At 60.5% G+C, this 15,472-nt stretch carries 14 protein-coding genes, 1 pseudogene and 1 riboswitch; of the genes and pseudogenes, 12 read left to right on the top strand and 3 right to left on the bottom strand.

All coding sequences use genetic code 11. The features are described 5' to 3' along the window. Window positions 1–3 precede the first annotated feature (3 nt). From ATY80_RS06430 to ATY80_RS06420, 3 genes are all read right to left on the bottom strand, one after another. Entirely contained in the window at window positions 4–1,461 is a 1,458-nt protein-coding gene (locus tag ATY80_RS06430; protein ID WP_088691645.1) for an FGGY-family carbohydrate kinase, read from the bottom strand. Window positions 1,462–1,523: 62 nt separating this feature from the next. Beyond that, window positions 1,524–2,480: a transketolase family protein gene (locus tag ATY80_RS06425; protein ID WP_088691644.1), complete on the bottom strand. Its 957-nt coding sequence runs from the start codon at window positions 2,478–2,480 to the stop codon at window positions 1,524–1,526. Then, window positions 2,480–3,289 (bottom strand): transketolase, encoded by an 810-nt coding sequence (locus ATY80_RS06420; protein ID WP_088691643.1) that lies wholly within the window; start codon window positions 3,287–3,289, stop codon window positions 2,480–2,482. Before ATY80_RS06420 ends, ATY80_RS06425 begins: the two co-directional genes overlap by 1 nt. 211 nt (window positions 3,290–3,500) lie before the next feature. On the opposite strand from ATY80_RS06420, the gene ATY80_RS06415 reads away from it, so the two are divergent. From ATY80_RS06415 to ATY80_RS06355, 12 genes and pseudogenes are all read left to right on the top strand, one after another. Further along, on the top strand, window positions 3,501–4,481 hold the full coding sequence (locus tag ATY80_RS06415) for an ABC transporter permease (RefSeq protein WP_088691642.1): 981 nt from the start codon (window positions 3,501–3,503) through the stop codon (window positions 4,479–4,481). Between the two features lie 119 nt (window positions 4,482–4,600). Continuing rightward, the gene (locus ATY80_RS06410; protein ID WP_088691641.1) at window positions 4,601–5,530 is read left to right on the top strand and encodes a sugar ABC transporter substrate-binding protein; all 930 of its coding nucleotides are present in this window, start codon (window positions 4,601–4,603) and stop codon (window positions 5,528–5,530) included. Between the two features lie 27 nt (window positions 5,531–5,557). Continuing rightward, a complete protein-coding gene (locus tag ATY80_RS06405; RefSeq protein WP_088691640.1) occupies window positions 5,558–7,036 on the top strand; it encodes a sugar ABC transporter ATP-binding protein in 1,479 nt (492 codons plus the stop codon). A 24-nt stretch (window positions 7,037–7,060) separates the two neighbouring features. Further along, window positions 7,061–7,849, top strand: a complete 789-nt coding sequence (locus tag ATY80_RS06400) for an SDR family oxidoreductase (protein WP_088691639.1) — start codon at window positions 7,061–7,063, stop codon at window positions 7,847–7,849. A 4-nt stretch (window positions 7,850–7,853) separates the two neighbouring features. Then, on the top strand, window positions 7,854–8,501 hold the full coding sequence (locus ATY80_RS06395) for a triose-phosphate isomerase (protein ID WP_088691638.1): 648 nt from the start codon (window positions 7,854–7,856) through the stop codon (window positions 8,499–8,501). 75 nt (window positions 8,502–8,576) lie between these two features. Next, the gene (locus ATY80_RS06390) at window positions 8,577–9,359 is read left to right on the top strand and encodes a glucose 1-dehydrogenase (protein WP_088691637.1); all 783 of its coding nucleotides are present in this window, start codon (window positions 8,577–8,579) and stop codon (window positions 9,357–9,359) included. A gap of 95 nt (window positions 9,360–9,454) precedes the next feature. Further along, a riboswitch (FMN riboswitch) is annotated at window positions 9,455–9,596 on the top strand. A gap of 111 nt (window positions 9,597–9,707) precedes the next feature. Then, the gene (gene ribB, locus ATY80_RS06385; RefSeq protein WP_088691636.1) at window positions 9,708–10,334 is read left to right on the top strand and encodes a 3,4-dihydroxy-2-butanone-4-phosphate synthase; all 627 of its coding nucleotides are present in this window, start codon (window positions 9,708–9,710) and stop codon (window positions 10,332–10,334) included. 196 nt (window positions 10,335–10,530) lie between these two features. Continuing rightward, window positions 10,531–11,007, top strand: a pseudogene (locus ATY80_RS29480) (IS481 family transposase); the annotation flags it as partial. Between the two features lie 260 nt (window positions 11,008–11,267). Next, a complete protein-coding gene (locus ATY80_RS06370; protein ID WP_088691633.1) occupies window positions 11,268–11,990 on the top strand; it encodes a FadR/GntR family transcriptional regulator in 723 nt (240 codons plus the stop codon). Beyond that, window positions 11,987–13,153, top strand: coding sequence for a PLP-dependent transferase (locus ATY80_RS06365; protein WP_088691632.1), 1,167 nt, complete (start codon window positions 11,987–11,989; stop codon window positions 13,151–13,153). The genes ATY80_RS06370 and ATY80_RS06365 overlap by 4 nt, the downstream gene beginning before the upstream one ends. A gap of 39 nt (window positions 13,154–13,192) precedes the next feature. Continuing rightward, on the top strand, window positions 13,193–14,452 hold the full coding sequence (locus ATY80_RS06360) for a sugar ABC transporter substrate-binding protein (protein ID WP_088691631.1): 1,260 nt from the start codon (window positions 13,193–13,195) through the stop codon (window positions 14,450–14,452). A gap of 84 nt (window positions 14,453–14,536) precedes the next feature. Further along, window positions 14,537–15,472: a sugar ABC transporter permease gene (locus ATY80_RS06355; RefSeq protein WP_088691704.1), complete on the top strand. Its 936-nt coding sequence runs from the start codon at window positions 14,537–14,539 to the stop codon at window positions 15,470–15,472.

The raw sequence follows: 15,472 nt of genomic DNA, 5'->3' as shown, positions 1-15,472 counted from the left end.
CTTTTAGCCGGTGTTCGGCGCGCTTGTCGAGCGGGCGATAGCGTCCTTCCAGATATCGAGTTGGGCCTGGCGATCAATCGGCTTCGGAGTGATAATCTGGGTGCTTCGGGGCAACCGCTCGATAACCTCGAGGTCGCTCCAGAACCCGAGCGAAAGGCCGGCCAGATAGGCGGCTCCCAACGCCGACGCCTCAGGGGCCTTGCACTGGATGACGGACTGCTCGACAAGGTTCGAGACGCATTGCATCAAGAACAGGTTCTGGCTGGGCCCACCATCGACATAGAGGGCACCGAGTTCACCGCCGCTCTGGCCGCGCATCGCCGTGATCACATCGTGAACCTGGAAGGCTATCGAATCCGTCACGGAACGGGCCATCTGTGCGCGGGTCGTACCGAAGTTGATTTGGGAAAACAGCGCGCGAGCGTCGGAGCTCCAATACGGAGCGCCCAATCCTACGAAGGCGGGCACGAATCCTGGCCCGCCAGGCTCAGCAGTAGCGGCGAGATCGATGAGCGCGGCGACGTCGGGTAGCCCTAGAATTCCGGCCATCCAAGGCAGGCTGGCAGCCGAAACCAAGATGTTGCCTTCGAAGGCGAAAGTCGGCTTGCCGGCGATGCGCCAGGCGAGCGTTGTCGTGATGCCGTTTTGCGGAGCGATGAAATGGGGAAGCGTCGTCATCACGGACGAGCCGGTTCCGAACGTCACCTTTGCGTCGCCAGGCTGAAAAGCGCCATGGCCGAAGAGCGCGGCGTGGCTGTCGCCGATCGCCGCCCTGATGGGGGTGCCATCAGGTACGCCGGGCAGCCCAATCGTTGCTCCGAACCCGCCCGCACTGTCGAGCACCTCTGGAAGCAATGCGATGTCGACACCGAAGACTTCACCAAGTTCCTTGCTCCACGTCTGGTCTCGCAGGTCGAACAACTGGCTTCTTGCCGCATTCGAAGCGTCGCAGACATGGCGTCGCCCACCAGTCAGGCAATGGACGAGCCAACTGTCGATCGTCCCCAGCCGCACACGGCGGCCGGCCGGTGCGCGCTCGAGGAGCCAGCGAAGCTTGGACCCGGGAAACATGGGATCGAGTGGAAGACCGGTAAGCGCCTGCACGTGGTTCTGGTAGCCTTCGGCGATGAGGCGTTCGCAAGCGGGCGCAGTTCGTCTGCACTGCCAGCTTACGACTGGCCCGAGTGGTTCTCCCGTTTCGGCATCCCACATCGTCACCGATTCGCGCTGGTTTGAAATCGCGACGGCTTCGATGGCTGCCGTCGGCGCCACCGCGAGGCACGCCTCGATTGCTTCGCACACTGACGCGTAGATACGGCAAGGCTCCTGCTCGACCCAGCCCGGCTTCGGATAGGTGATGCCGACAGAGGCCGAACCCCTGGCGACGACATGTCCCTCCTCAGAAACGAGGACGGCCTTGGAATTGGTCGTGCCTTGGTCGATCGCCAGAATGGCCCGCATTTTATCCTCCCAAAATTGCGAGTCGGAGCGAGATCCGCGCCCCGGCTCGATCATGTGCTACATCACTTGCGCAAGATGAGTGACTGTGCGGCGTCGGCGATCGCGAGGGGCGCCATGCCGAATTCGTCGAGCAGGAACTCGGCCGATCCGGTTGGCGCGTAGATTCCCGGAACGCCAAGCCGCTTCATTGGCACGGGTGCGTTGTCGACGACTACTTCGGCAACGGCGGAGCCGAGCCCGCCGAAGATCGAATGCTCCTCTGCCGTGACGATCGCGCCGGTCTCCTTGGCGGCGGCGATGATCGCGGCCTCGTCGATCGGGCGGACCGTCGCAAGATTCAGAACCCTGGCGCTGACGCCACGTTCGGCGAGGATTTCAGCGGCCTTCATGATTCGATGCGTCAGGGTGCCGTTTGCGACAAGCGTCACGTCCGTGCCTTCGCGCAGAAGATTGGCCTTGCCAAGCTCGAACTTATGACCTTCCGGAAGAAGATCGGGAACGCCGACGCGCGACAGGCGCAGGAAGCAGGGGCCATTGTAGGTGGCCGCCCATTCGACGGCCGCCGCAGTCTCGATCCGGTCGCATGGGGCAATCACCGGAAGATTGGGCAGGACGCGGGTCCAGGCGAAGTCCTCGATCGAGTGGTGGGTGGGACCCAGCTCTCCATAGGCCATGCCAGACGAGATGCCGACGAGCTTGACGTTCGCGTTCGAGTAGGAGATGTCGGCCTTGATCTGTTCGAGAGACCGTCCCGTGAGGAAGGGAGAAGCGCCGCAGACGTAGGGGAGGCGGCCGCCATTGGCGAGACCGGCGCCGACGCCGACCATGTTCTGCTCGGCAATGCCGACATTCACGAGCCGCTCGGGGAACTTAGACTTGAACCCGCCGAGCTTGGAAGAGCCGACAGAGTCGTTGCAGACCGCCACGATGGTCTCGTTCCCAGCTGCGAGACGCTCGAGGGTCGCTGCGAATGCATCGCGGCAATCGTAGAGCTTGGATGCATTTATTGGCGCGTTCATCACAGTGCCTCCGACAGTTCTGCAATTGCGATTTCGTACTGTTCCTTGCTCGGAACCCTGTGATGCCAGTCGACACGGTCCTGCATGAACGAAATTCCATGCCCCTTGTTGGTGTGGGCCACGATGCAATGCGGCCGTGAGCCGCGATGTTCGAGAGCGGGCACAACCTCGTTCATTGCGTTCCCATTGATCTCGGTCACCTCCCAGTTGAAAGCCTCGAGCTTGGGACGGAGAGGTGCAAGATCGTTGGTGTCGTAAAGAGACGCACCCTGCTGGAACCTGTTGTGGTCGATGATCAGGGTGAGGTTGTCCAACTTGAACTGGGCGGCGGCCATGATAGCTTCCCAGTTGGAACCCTCCTGCATCTCCCCGTCGCCGGTGACGACGTAGGTATGGTACTTCGCTCCTGAGAGCTTGGCGGCTTTCGCCATCCCGACCGACACAGGGAGACCATGTCCGAGCGGGCCGGTGTTCGTTTCGACGCCGGGAACCTTGTTGCAGTTGGGATGCCCGTTCAATCGAGAATGCGGCCGCAGGAAGGTGGAGATTTCCTCCTCCGGTATGAAGCCCCGCTTGGCCAGGGTGACATAGAGCGCGCAAGCTGTGTGTCCCTTGGAAAGGACGAAGCGGTCGCGCTCCGGGTTCTTCGGCTGATCGGGCCAGATCTTGAGTACGCGGAAGTAGAGAGCCGTCAGGATGTCAATGACCGACATCTCGCCGCCGATGTGTCCAGCGCCCGCCTCGAAGACTGCCTGAAGATCACGCAATCGGATCTCGCGAGCCAGGCGCTCAAGTTCCTTGATATCCATGGTTCCTCTCTCATGCATATTTATTCATCTATCAATATTTTTGCACAAGTTCCCCTTTAGTCAAGCCCTCGCGGCGAAGATGGGCGAAATTCGAAGGCGGCAATTCCTATTGACACTAGCATCGCAACTTGTTAATGAATTTTCCAGCAAGCGTGAATAAATATTCTAGCCTGAACGATTATTGGCTGCCAGCCTAGCCTTGGGAGGAATGATGGTGGCGATCGACGTCAATGAACAGAAACTCTCGTCCGGTAATTGGCTCAGCAAGCTCAAGGGCGCCACAGGGCCACTCGTGGGGCTCGTCGCGCTTTGCATCTTCCTGAGCTTCAGCACCGACGCTTTTCTTTCGGTTCGCAACGGTCTCAACATTCTCGATCAGATCACCGTTCTCGGCATCATGGCGGTCGGGATGACCTTCGTCATTCTGATCGGTGGCATCGACCTGTCGGTCGGCTCGGTACTCGCACTTGCCATGATGGTCATGGGCTGGACGGCCAACGTCGCAGGCCTTCCACTCGCAGCAGGCATCGTCTTCGGCCTGATCGCCGCCGCCATTTCCGGATTGATCGTCGGACTTCTCGTGACGCAGTTCAGAGTGCCTGCATTCATTGCGACACTTGCAATGATGTCCGCAGCTCGCGGTGTCGCGAACATGATCACTGACGGGCAGCAGATCGTCGGCTTCCCGGATTGGTTCATGATGCTCGCAATCGACCGCCACTTCGGCGTCCTGACGGCAACCGTTTTCCTTATGCTCGCCGTCGTCCTGGTCGCCTGGCTCTTCCTTCACTTTCGCTCCGAAGGCCGAATGCTTTACGCTGTGGGCGGCAACCCCGAAGTGGCCCGACTTGCTGGCATCAACGTCAATCTGGTGACCATCGGGGTCTACATTGCGAGCGCTGTCCTCGCGGGCCTTGCCGGGATCGTGCTCGCCGCCCGTCTCGACTCCGTCCAGCCTTCCAGTGGCTTCGGCTACGAACTGGACACGATCGCAGCCGTCGTCATTGGCGGCACATCGCTCTCGGGCGGTGCGGGCGGCATCGGCGGCACGCTCATCGGCGTTCTCATCATCGGTGTCCTGCGCAACGGCCTCAATCTGCTCAACGTCTCGCCGTTCCTGCAGCAAGTCATCATCGGCATCGTGATCGTGCTTGCGGTCGGTGCTGAAACCATTCGTCGGCGTCGCGCCTGACGATCAGGCCTGCTGTCTGGCGGGCCCCGCGAAATTCCGCTCCCGAGACTCGGAGCGGAGCAATACCCCGAGGGGGAGGACTTACCCGAGGGCTTCATCTTAACAACGGAGGAATGACTATGAAAATTGCACGCACCATGCTCGCGTCTGCAACCCTGCTTGGTCTCACGCTTGGACCGGTCCATGCCGCGGAACTGAAGAAGGTCGGCCTCGCGGTCGCCAATCTTCAGGCGAACTTCTTCAACCAGATCAAGCAGTCCGTCGAGGCCGAAGCCAAGAAGCGCGGCATCGAGGTCGTCACCGTCGATGCAAAGGGCGACGGCCCAACGCAGGTCAACCAGATCCAGGACCTTCTCACACAGAACATTGATGCCCTGATCTACATTCCGGCCGGCGCAGCCGCCGCGACCGTTCCAGTCAAGCTTGCCAAGAGCGCCGGAATTCCGGTGGTCAACGTCGACCGCAACGCCGATGGCGCTCCCGGCGACACCTTCCTCGCCACGGACTCGGTTACCTCTGCAAAGAACGTCTGCGACTACATCCTCAAGCAGGCAGGCGGCAAGGGCAAGATGGTCATCATCCACGGCCAGAAGGGCACCACTCCGGAAGTCGACCGCTCGAAGGGTTGCGCCGAGTCGCTGAAGGCGAATCCGGACGTGAAGGTGGTAGCCGAGCAGTACTCCAACATCTGGAGCCAGGATGAAGGCTTCCAGATCATGCAGAACATGCTGCAGGCGAACCCGGATGTCTCAATCGTCTTCGCCCAGGCCGACGCGCTTGCGCTCGGCGCCGCCCAGGCAATCAAGGTCGCCAATCCGTCACAGAAAATCGTCGTTGGCGGCTTCGACGGCGACACCGCCGCCCTCGAGGCGCTCAGCAAGGGCGTGTTCAACGTGACGGCAACGCAGCAGACGCAGAAGATGGGCCGTGATGCGGTCGAGAACGCTGCCAAGCTCGTCGCCGGCGAGAAGGTTCCGCCTGTCCAGCTTATGGACGCGACGCTGACGACGAAGGAAAACGTAGCAGGCTTCATCGCCAACCATCCGTAACAACGTCAATGTTTGAGGAGGTGTGCCGTGACTGAACCAGTTCTCTCCCTGAGGGGCATATCGAAGCGGTATGGACCGCTCCAGGTTGTCAAGAATGTCAGCTTGGACGTCTATCCGGGCGAAGTGGTCGCACTTCTCGGTGAAAACGGTGCAGGAAAGTCAACGCTCTCCGGCATCATCGCCGGGTCGCGCACACCCTCCGAAGGCTCGATGACATGGCTGGGGCAGCCTTATGCCCCGGCCACTCCGAGAGAGGCTATAGACAAGGGCGTGGTCCTGATCCATCAGGAACTGCAGCTTCTGCCGCAGCTCTCAATTGCCGAGAACGTCTTCATCGGACGTTGGCCCGTGAAGAACGGCGCCGTGGATCGTGCGCAGATGGTCCAGCGCGCGCAGGAACAACTCGCACGCCTGAACCTGCACATCCCCGCGACCCGGAAGGTCGAGGGTCTTTCGACTGCCAACCAGCAGCTCATCGAGATTGCAAAGGCACTGGCACTGAACGCCAAGCTCCTTATCCTCGACGAACCGACTGCGGCTCTCGGGGGAGCGGAAACCGAGGCTCTGTTCGAACAGGTCCGGAAGCTTCGGTCAGAGGGGGTCGGCATCATCTACATTTCCCACCGCATGGAAGAGATAAAGAAGATCACCGACCGCATCGTCGTCCTTCGTGACGGTGAACGTGTCCAGGAATTCGCGGACAGCTCGACGCCTGTTCGCACCGTTGTTGAAAGCATGGTGGGACGTTCGCTTGAACGTATGTTTCCAACCCTGCCCGTTCCGAGCGACCGCCCCGTGCTGGAGGTTTGCGGACTGACTTCACCAGCCAATTCGTTCCGTGACGTCACGTTCGACGTCAAGGCTGGGGAGATCCTTGGAATAGCCGGACTTGTGGGCGCCGGGCGCACCGAGCTGGTCCGCGCCATTTCCGGTGCAGATCCGATAAGCGTCGGCTCGGTCAAGCTGGACGGACAGGAACTTCAGCTCCGCAACCCGGCCGATGCCATTGCCAAGGGTATCGTTATGGTCCCGGAAGACCGCAAGGATCAGGGGCTGGTCGTCGGCCACCGCATCGGCGAGAACATCATCTACGCGAACCTCGACAAGCTCGGGGGCAAGTGGATCTCGCCGAAAGTGAAGCGCGCCTTCGCGGCGAAGGCAGTGGCGAAGTTCGGCGTCAAAGGCCGTGCAGATCAGCTGGCGTCCGACCTCTCGGGTGGTAACCAGCAGAAGGTTGTCATCGCCAAGTGGCTGATGCGCGATCCAAAGGTTGTCGTGCTCGACGAGCCGACACGAGGCATCGATGTCGGCGCGAGGGCTGGCATCTACGAGATCATCGTCAACCTCGCCAAGCAGGGGGTGGCGGTTATCGTCGTGAGCTCCGATCTCGAAGAGGTCCTCGGAGTGTCAAATCGAATTATGGTTCTGGCTCAAGGAAACCAGGCAGGCATCCTCAGCCGTGACGAGGCGAACGATGTCTCCGTCATGGAGCTGGCGACAATCTAAGCAACAATGAAAAGGAGGAGAGCGATGTCCGACATCACTCTGAACGCACCGAAGCTTTTCGATCTCGGCGGCCAGGTCGCCATCGTCACTGGTGCCGGTAGCGGAATTGGGCAGCGCATCGCGATCGGTCTCGCACAATGCGGCGCGGACGTCGCGCTCCTGGACCGTCGTACCGATGACGGACTTGCCAACACCGAAAAACACATCGAGGCCGCTGGTCGCCGTTCGATCCAGATCGCAGCCGATGTCACCAGCAAGTCTTCGCTTGCCGATGCCGTAGCGCAAACCGAGAGCGAACTCGGCGCTCTGACGCTTGCCGTGAACGCCGCCGGCATCGCCAACGCCAATCCGGCCGAGGAGATGGAAGAGGATCAGTATCAGACGTTGATGGACATCAACCTGAAGGGCGTTTTCCTCTCCTGCCAGGCGGAAGCGCGTGCCATGCTGAAGAACGGCCGCGGCGCCATCGTCAATATCGCCTCCATGTCGGGCGTGATCGTTAACCGAGGCCTCAGGCAGGCGCACTACAACGCCTCCAAGGCTGGCGTGATCCATATGTCGAAGTCGATGGCCATGGAGTGGGTCGACCGCGGCATCCGTGTGAATACTATCTCTCCCGGTTACACCGCGACGCCGATGAACACTCGCCCGGAAATGGTTCATCAGACCAAGCTGTTCGAAGAGCAGACGCCGATGCAGCGCATGGCAAACGTCAATGAGATGGTCGGCCCTGCTGTTTTCCTGCTGTCGGATGCCGCGAGTTTCGTGACTGGTGTCGACTTGCTCGTCGACGGCGGCTTTTGCTGCTGGTGATGTCATGCGCAAGCTGATCGCCGGAAATTGGAAGATGAACGGTCTCGCCTCCTCCCTGGCAGAGACCGAGGCGCTGAAGGGACTAACGGGCACGGCGACGTGCGATATCGTCGTCTGCCCGCCCTTCACGCTGATCGAAAAGGCAGTGGCCGCATCCAAGGATTCGGTCATCTTCGTCGGCGCACAGGATTGCCGTGCGCAGTCCACGGGTGCCTACACCGGAGATGTGCCGGCCGAGATGCTCGCCGAGATCGATGCGCGGTTCGTGATCATCGGACACTCCGAGCGGCGGTCCGCCTATCGTGAAGCGGATACATCCGTTGCCGCAAAGGCCGCGGCCGCGCACAAGGCAGGCCTGACGAGCATCATCTGCGTCGGCGAGACGCGAGAGGAGCACGACGATCGAGAGGCGATCGGCACCGGACCGCTTCCGACAGTCGAACAGATCGAAGAGGTCGACGCCGCGGTTCGCCAAGTGCTCAAGGAGCCGAGGGGCGACGATGGGAGGCGCGTCAGAATCCTTGACGGCGGCTCGCTGAAGGCATCGAACGCTGCGGCGATCTTCGATGTCCCCAACGTTGACGGAGCCCTCGTCGGAGGCGCGTCGCTGAAGGCTTCAGAATTCGCCGGAATCATTTCTGCCGCCGTTTGAAATCCAGTCGGCAGCAATCAGATCCGTCATGTGGATCGGCATTCCAGTCCCGACAGACGTGACAAGGAGGAAACAATGCAACGTTTCGAAAACAAGACCGTCGTGATCACCGGAGCAAGTCGCGGCATTGGAGCGGCTATCGCCAGGCGCTTTGCTCGCGAAGGCGCCAATCTGGTGGTCTGCGCCAACGAGGACAGCGTGCACGCGGTGGCCGAGCAGATCAACGCCGATGGCGGAAAGGCAATTTCCTTCATTGGCGACGTCACCGACAAGGCAAGCGTCAAGGCGCTCTTTGACGCCGCCGAAGAGGCCTTCGACGCCATTGCTGTTTCCATCCAGAATGCGGGCGTCATCACCATCGCCCGCATCGAGGACATGACCGAAGCCGAATGGGACAAGGTCCTGGCGGTCAACACCAAGGGCGTCTTCCTCTGCGCGCAGGAAGCGATCCTGCGCATGCGCAAGCACGGACGCGGCGGACGGATCATCAACACGGCCTCCGGTCAGGCCCGCGACGGCTTCATCTTCACGCCCCACTATGCCGCATCGAAGATGGGCGTGGTCGGCATCACCCAAAGCCTCGCCAAGGAAGTCGCGACAGAGAACATCACCGTCAATGCCTTCTGCCCCGGCATCATCGAGACAGACATGTGGGCCTACAATGACCAGGCGTGGGGAAAGCTTCTTGGAAATTACGGCCCCGGTGAGTTGATGAAGGAATGGGTGGAAGGCATTCCGATGAGGCGAGCCGGGTCGGGGGAAGATGTCGCGGGCCTGGTTACGTTCCTGGCAAGCGATGACGCGGCCTACATCACCGGTCAGACGATCAATGTCGACGGTGGTTTGATCATGTCCTAGCCTTGCTGTGCATCTGTGAAACGGTGCGTTCGCTTGAAGAACAAGATTTGACGCCCTTCGCACTTGCACAGCTGGGCATCCAATGTCTATGTTACGTTTGTTCTCAGGGCGGGGTGCAATTCCCCACCGGCGGTATCGAGGCAACTCGGAGCCCGCGAGCGCCTTCCGAAAGGAAGGGTCAGCAGATCCGGTGCGATGCCGGAGCCGACGGTATAGTCCGGATGGAAGAGAACAATGCTGTGGACGCCACTTAAGCGGCGTTTCCTATGCTTGTTCGCCCAAGGGAAAATTGTGGCTTTAACCGGCCATGCTCGCCGCTCCGGTGGCTAACCCTTGAAAGGCAAGAAAGTGGCAATTTCAAAGATTGAAGAAGCTGCGGCCGCGATTGCTCGCGGCGAGATTGTCGTGGTCGTTGATGACCGTGATCGGGAAAACGAAGGCGATCTGGTCATCGCCTCCGACGCGATTACTCCCGAGGCGATCGCGTTCATGATGAACCACGCCAGAGGCCTGATCTGCGTCGCCATGGAAGGCGACCGGCTCGACGAGCTAGAGATTCCGCTGATGGTTCCGCGCAACACCGAGATGCTCAAGACCGCGTTCACTGTCTCCGTGGACTTTATCCCAGAAACGACCACCGGCATTTCGGCGGCTGACCGGGCGGCAACAGTTCGGGCGCTGGTCAGACAGGATACTCGCCCGAATGACTTCGCACGGCCTGGCCACATCTTTCCGCTGCGGGCACATCCGGGCGGCGTGCTGTCTCGGCCCGGCCATACCGAGGCCGCTGTCGATCTGGCGAAGCTTGCAGGGCTTTCCCCATCCGGCGTGATCTGCGAGGTGGCCAATGACGACGGCACCATGGCGCGACTGCCGGAACTGGAAAAATTTGCAGAGAAACACGGCCTGCATTTGATCACGATCGAGGACCTCATCGCCTACCGGACGCTTGCCCTGTCCGAGAAGGCCGCCTGAAATGCGACGACTTGCGGCATTCGCTGCAAGTCGTCGCGTACGATCAGTCGATGACCGCCGCTCTAGATGTGAGCTTTCGATAGTTGTCCATTCGGGCCGACCGAGGAGACCGGAGTTACCACGCTTCCGATTCGTCGGAGGGACCCGAATGAACATCCATAAGAATGCCCGTCTGACGCCGCTGCGTTGAGGGGAAATGGCGCTCGCGGTCATCGAAGGCCGTGCCCGGCATGCGCGACCGCTCGCCGCGGCCCAGGCACAGTCCCAATGCACCGTCATGCAGCGGTCGACCCGATCGTTGCGTTACGGCGCCAGCGCCTCACGGGCGAGCACATTGCACGTATGGTCGCCGTCCAGCAGGCGACGGGAGCCGGATGCTGGCGGGCCGGACTGTCGCTGCTGAAGGATCTGAACCCGCAGAGCCGGTGCGTCGATATGAGCATGACGCGCCGGGGGGACAAGATCCACATCGATATCAAGAAGCGGCCGTTTCGACCGCATCGGCCATCGCATCGATCGCACCGGCCAAAGTAATGGCCGTACGTCCCGTAAAGGCGGCGCCGGCTGGGAGTTCGTCCACGTCTGCGTTGACAAGGCCTCCCGCGTCGCCTTTGGCCAGATCCTGGCGAACGAGAAAAAGCAAAGCGCCGCCGCCTTCCTGAATGCCGCCGTGCCCCGGAATCCGCACTTTTCCCGCGATCAAACTGCTTCACAGCCAGCGCATGGTCACCTCCCTTGAGGAGGCCTGGCTCGATGCCGACGAGGTCGGAAATCGGAACCAGTTCGAATCCGGTACCGTTACGCCAACCGACTTCGCCAGCATCGTGGAGAAGAACTCGACTTCAAGGCAGCTTGACGCCGAGAGATCTTTGCGAAATGCTAAGATGTCAGACCAATTTAAAGGTCAGCTGCCTAATAATAATCTGGGGAACCATGAAGGCATCAGGCAACGAGAGGCCGATTATCCGGCCGCTTCCGGCGATCGATCGGGCGCGTCAGGTAACAGATGCGCTGGCCGACTATGTTCAAAGCGCGCAACTAAAGGCCGGCGATCGGCTGCCGGCGGAGCGCGAACTGATGGCAGCGCTGATGGTGGGCCGTTCAACGATCCGCGAAGCGATCCGTCACTTCCAGGCACTCGGCGTTATCGAAACCCGCAAGGGTAGCGGCACTTATTTGCTGAAACCGGTTTCGAAGGCGACAATTCATATGCCGCTTTCCCTCGACACAGGTCATCTGCGCGACGTGCTGCTGCAAACGCTGGAGGTGCGCCGCGGAATCGAATGCGAGGCGTGCATGGTTGCCGCAAGAAAGCGGACCGACAAGGATCTCGTTCTCATCGAGCAGAACCTCAACGAGATGGAGCGCGTCCATATCGAGAAAGGCACATCAGGCCCGGAAGACCTCGCCTTCCACCTTGCCATCTACGACGCGACCCATAACCCGCTCTTTCGCCAGCTTCTCGAGCAGATGCGCGAGACCTTCTGGCAATTCTGGGAGCACCCGTTCGAGCGCGAGGATTTCGCTCGCCGCTCTTTTCCCTTTCACCGTACGCTCTTCAACGCGATCGCCGCCAGCAACCCCGACGCCGCGCGGGAAGAGACATTGAAAATCCTCGAGGTTGTCGAGGAAGACATCAAGGAAATGTCCAAATGAATAACGGCGCAGACGCGTTCGATCTTGCATCGCTCATCACCGCACACGACGAAGGAAACTTCGCCGAAGCGGTTGTGCCGCCGATTTTCCAGACTTCGCTTTTCACCTTTTCCGACTACGACGACATGATCTCCTCCTATCGCGGAGAGAAGGTGCGCCCGATCTATACGCGCGGCCTCAACCCGACCGTTCGCATGTTCGAGGAAATGCTGGCAAAGCTCGAGGGAGCCGAAGATGCGCTCGGCTTTGCAAGCGGCATGGCTGCAATCTCCTCGGCGGTGCTGTCTTTCGTCGAGCCGGGCGACCGGATCGTTGCGGTCAAGCACGTCTATCCCGATGCCTTCCGACTGTTCGGCACCATTCTGAAGCGGATGAAGGTCGAGGTGACCTATGTCGATGGTCGCGACGAGGAAGGCGTCGCAAAGGCACTGCCTGGCGCCAAGGTCTTCTACATGGAAAGCCCAACGAGCTGGGTTATGGAAGCCCATGACGTCGGCGCGCTTGCCGCACTCGCCCGCAAGCATGGCATCGTCACCATGATCGACAACAGCTGGGCAAGCCCCTACTTCCAGCAGCCGATCTCGCTCGGTGTCGATATTGTCATCCATTCGGCTTCCAAATATCTCGGCGGTCACAGCGACGTCGTTGCTGGCGTCGTCGCCGGCTCGAAGGAGATGATCGCGCGCATCAAGGCGGAGGCCTATCCCTATCTCGGCGGCAAGCTGTCACCGTTCGATGCATGGCTTTTGATCCGCGGCCTGCGTACCTTGCCGATCCGCATGCGGGCGCATGAGGCAGCCGCGATGACGATCGCCAAGCGTCTGCAGGAGCTCGACATGGTGGAGACTGTCTGCCATCCGGGCCTTGCCAACCGCCTGCCTGCCGGCCTCAACGGCACGTCAGGCCTGTTTTCCTTCATATTCCGCGAAGGCATCGATATTCGCGCCTTCGCCGATCACCTCAAGCTCTTCAAGCTGGGCGTGAGCTGGGGTGGGCATGAAAGCCTGATCGTACCAGGCGAGGTCGTGCTTCAGCAGAAGGCACAGCCGAATTCCGCGCATACCTTCGGGATCCATGCGCGGTCCGTACGCCTTCACGTCGGCCTCGAAGGAACCGAGGCCTTGTGGAAGGACATCGAGGCGGCACTGAAGGTCGCGTCGTAACGTTCGAAACCTGAAAAACCTGAAAAAAGGGGAGCAAGCATGAAAACACTGATCACCGCAACTCTACTCGCCACGATGATGGCCGGTACGGCGCTTGCCGATACCACGCTGAAACTGGTCGAGGTCATCACCAGCCCCGAACGCACCGAGACGCTGAAGTCGATCGTCGGCAAGTTCGAAGCCGCAAATCCCGGCACCAAGGTCGACATCATCTCGCTGCCCTGGAACGAAGCCTTCCAGAAGTTCGCGACAATGGTTTCTGCCGGCGACACGCCAGACGTGATGGAAATGCCCGACACCTGGCTGTCGCTCTATGCCAACAATGGCATGCTTGAAAGCCTCGAGCCCTACCTTGCCAAGTGGGAGCACACCAAGGGCCTGACGCCGCGCGCGCTTGAACTCGGCCGCGACGTTAAGAACACCGCCTACATGCTGCCCTACGGCTTCTACCTGCGCGCGCTGTTCTACAACAAGAAGCTCTTCCAGGAAGCAGGCGTTGCCGAACCGCCGAAGACGCTCGACGATTTTGTCGCCGCCTCGCAAAAGGTCTCCAAGCTCCCAGGCAAATCCGGCTACTGCCTTCGCGGTGGTCCAGGCGGCCTGAACGGCTGGGTGATGTTCGGCGCGACGATGGCCGGTTCCAACAAGTTCTTCAACGAGGACGGCACCTCGACGATGAACAGCGAAGGCTGGGTCAAGGGTCTCGAATGGGTCGTCGACCTCTATAAGAAGGGCCTGACGCCGAAGGACAGCGTCAACTGGGGCTTCAATGAAACCGTCGCAGGCTTCTATTCGGGCACCTGCGCCATGCTCGACCAGGATCCCGACGCTCTGATCGCCATCGCCCAGCGCATGAAGCCGGATGATTTCGGCGTGACGAAGATGCCGACCGGCCCAGCAGGCAAGGCGTTCACGACAATCGGCTTTGCCGGGTGGTCGATGTTTACGACGAGCCAGAACAAGGACCTTTCCTGGAAGCTCATCGAAACGCTTGAGGGTCCGGAAGGCAATATCGAGTGGAACAAGCGGACGGGTGCGCTCCCGGTCCACACATCGGCCGAGAAGGATCCCTTCTATGCCGGCGAGCAGTTCAAGGGCTGGTTCGAGGAACTGGCCGATCCGAACGTCGTTCCGACGGTGATGCCGACCTACCTCGAGGAGTTCGCCTTCTTCAAGGACTCGCTCGCCATCAAGACGACGCAGCAGGCGCTTCTCGGCGACATCACGCCGAAGGAGCTCGCTGACCAGTGGGCAGACTATCTGACCAAGGCACAGCAGAAGTTCCTCGCCAAGAAGTAACGGACCACCGGCGGCGGACCTGTCCGCCGCCTCTTTCATGTCATGCGGCGGCGCAAAGCGCGCCGCGAAACGGATTTTTGCCTGATGACCATGACTGCCGATACGCTGGACAGGCGCCAGGACAGACGCCCTTGGCTGAAGCGCGTCGCCGATGCCTGCGAACCCTATCTTTACAGCGCGCCATCGCTGATCCTGATCATTGCGGTCATGCTGGTGCCGCTGGTGATCGGGGTATCTTACGCGTTTCGCGACATCCAGCTGCTCAATCCGTTTTCGGGCGGCTTTGTCGGGGTTGAGCATTTTCGAGCACTTTCGAAAGACGCAGCCTTCTATGGTGCATTAAAAAATACGCTCTGGTGGACAGGCGCCTCCGTCCTGCTGCAATTCGTCTTCGGCCTCATTCTCGCGCTTTTGCTCGACAAGCCGTTCTGGGGCAGGGGCGTCGTGCAGGCGCTCGTCTTCCTGCCCTGGGCTGTTCCGTCCTTTCTTGCCGGCCTCAACTGGGCGTGGCTCTTCAATCCGGTAATCGGGCCAATCCCGCACTGGCTGTTTGCGCTCGGCCTGATGAGCGAGGCCGGCAACATCCTCTCCGATCCGCAACATGCCATGTGGGGACCAATTATCGCCAATGTCTGGTGGGGCATCCCCTTCTTCGCAATCACGCTGCTTGCCGCACTCCAGGCAATCCCGCGCGATCTTTACGAGGCAGCCTCCATCGACGGCGCTGGCTGGTTCCAGCGTTTCCGTTCGATCACCTTGCCCTTTCTCGCACCAACCATTGCCATCACCGTGCTCTTGCGCACGGTCTGGGTGTCCAACTTCGCCGACCTGATCGTTGTCATGACCGGCGGCGGGCCGGCCGACCGCACACAGATCGTCGCAAGCTACATCTTCACGCAGGCCTTCAAGCGCCTGGACTTCGGTTACGCCTCGGCGATCGCGCTAGTGCTGCTGGTGCTGCTGCTTGCCTATTCGATGCTGATCATCCTGCTGCGGCAGACCCTGCTGAACAAGGACTGA

The sequence above is a fragment of the Rhizobium sp. R711 genome (assembly GCF_002211365.1).
GTDB lineage: Bacteria > Pseudomonadota > Alphaproteobacteria > Rhizobiales > Rhizobiaceae > Rhizobium.
This window is presented reverse-complemented; position numbering and strand designations above follow the sequence as displayed.

Bases quoted from the DNA above. Each gene is read 5' to 3' on its own strand.
- ATY80_RS06360 (WP_088691631.1), top strand. From the start codon at position 13,193: ATGAAAACACTGATCACCGCAACTCTACTCGCCACGATGATGGCCGGT.
- ATY80_RS06365 (WP_088691632.1), top strand. From the start codon at position 11,987: ATGAATAACGGCGCAGACGCGTTCGATCTTGCATCGCTCATCACCGCA.
- ATY80_RS06415 (WP_088691642.1), top strand. From the start codon at position 3,501: ATGGTGGCGATCGACGTCAATGAACAGAAACTCTCGTCCGGTAATTGG.
- ATY80_RS06410 (WP_088691641.1), top strand. From the start codon at position 4,601: ATGAAAATTGCACGCACCATGCTCGCGTCTGCAACCCTGCTTGGTCTC.
- ATY80_RS06425 (WP_088691644.1), bottom strand. From the start codon at position 2,480: ATGAACGCGCCAATAAATGCATCCAAGCTCTACGATTGCCGCGATGCA.
- ATY80_RS06370 (WP_088691633.1), top strand. From the start codon at position 11,268: ATGAAGGCATCAGGCAACGAGAGGCCGATTATCCGGCCGCTTCCGGCG.
- ATY80_RS06430 (WP_088691645.1), bottom strand. From the start codon at position 1,461: ATGCGGGCCATTCTGGCGATCGACCAAGGCACGACCAATTCCAAGGCC.
- ATY80_RS06420 (WP_088691643.1), bottom strand. From the start codon at position 3,289: ATGGATATCAAGGAACTTGAGCGCCTGGCTCGCGAGATCCGATTGCGT.
- ATY80_RS06395 (WP_088691638.1), top strand. From the start codon at position 7,854: ATGCGCAAGCTGATCGCCGGAAATTGGAAGATGAACGGTCTCGCCTCC.
- ATY80_RS06355 (WP_088691704.1), top strand. From the start codon at position 14,537: ATGACCATGACTGCCGATACGCTGGACAGGCGCCAGGACAGACGCCCT.
- ATY80_RS06400 (WP_088691639.1), top strand. From the start codon at position 7,061: ATGTCCGACATCACTCTGAACGCACCGAAGCTTTTCGATCTCGGCGGC.
- ATY80_RS06390 (WP_088691637.1), top strand. From the start codon at position 8,577: ATGCAACGTTTCGAAAACAAGACCGTCGTGATCACCGGAGCAAGTCGC.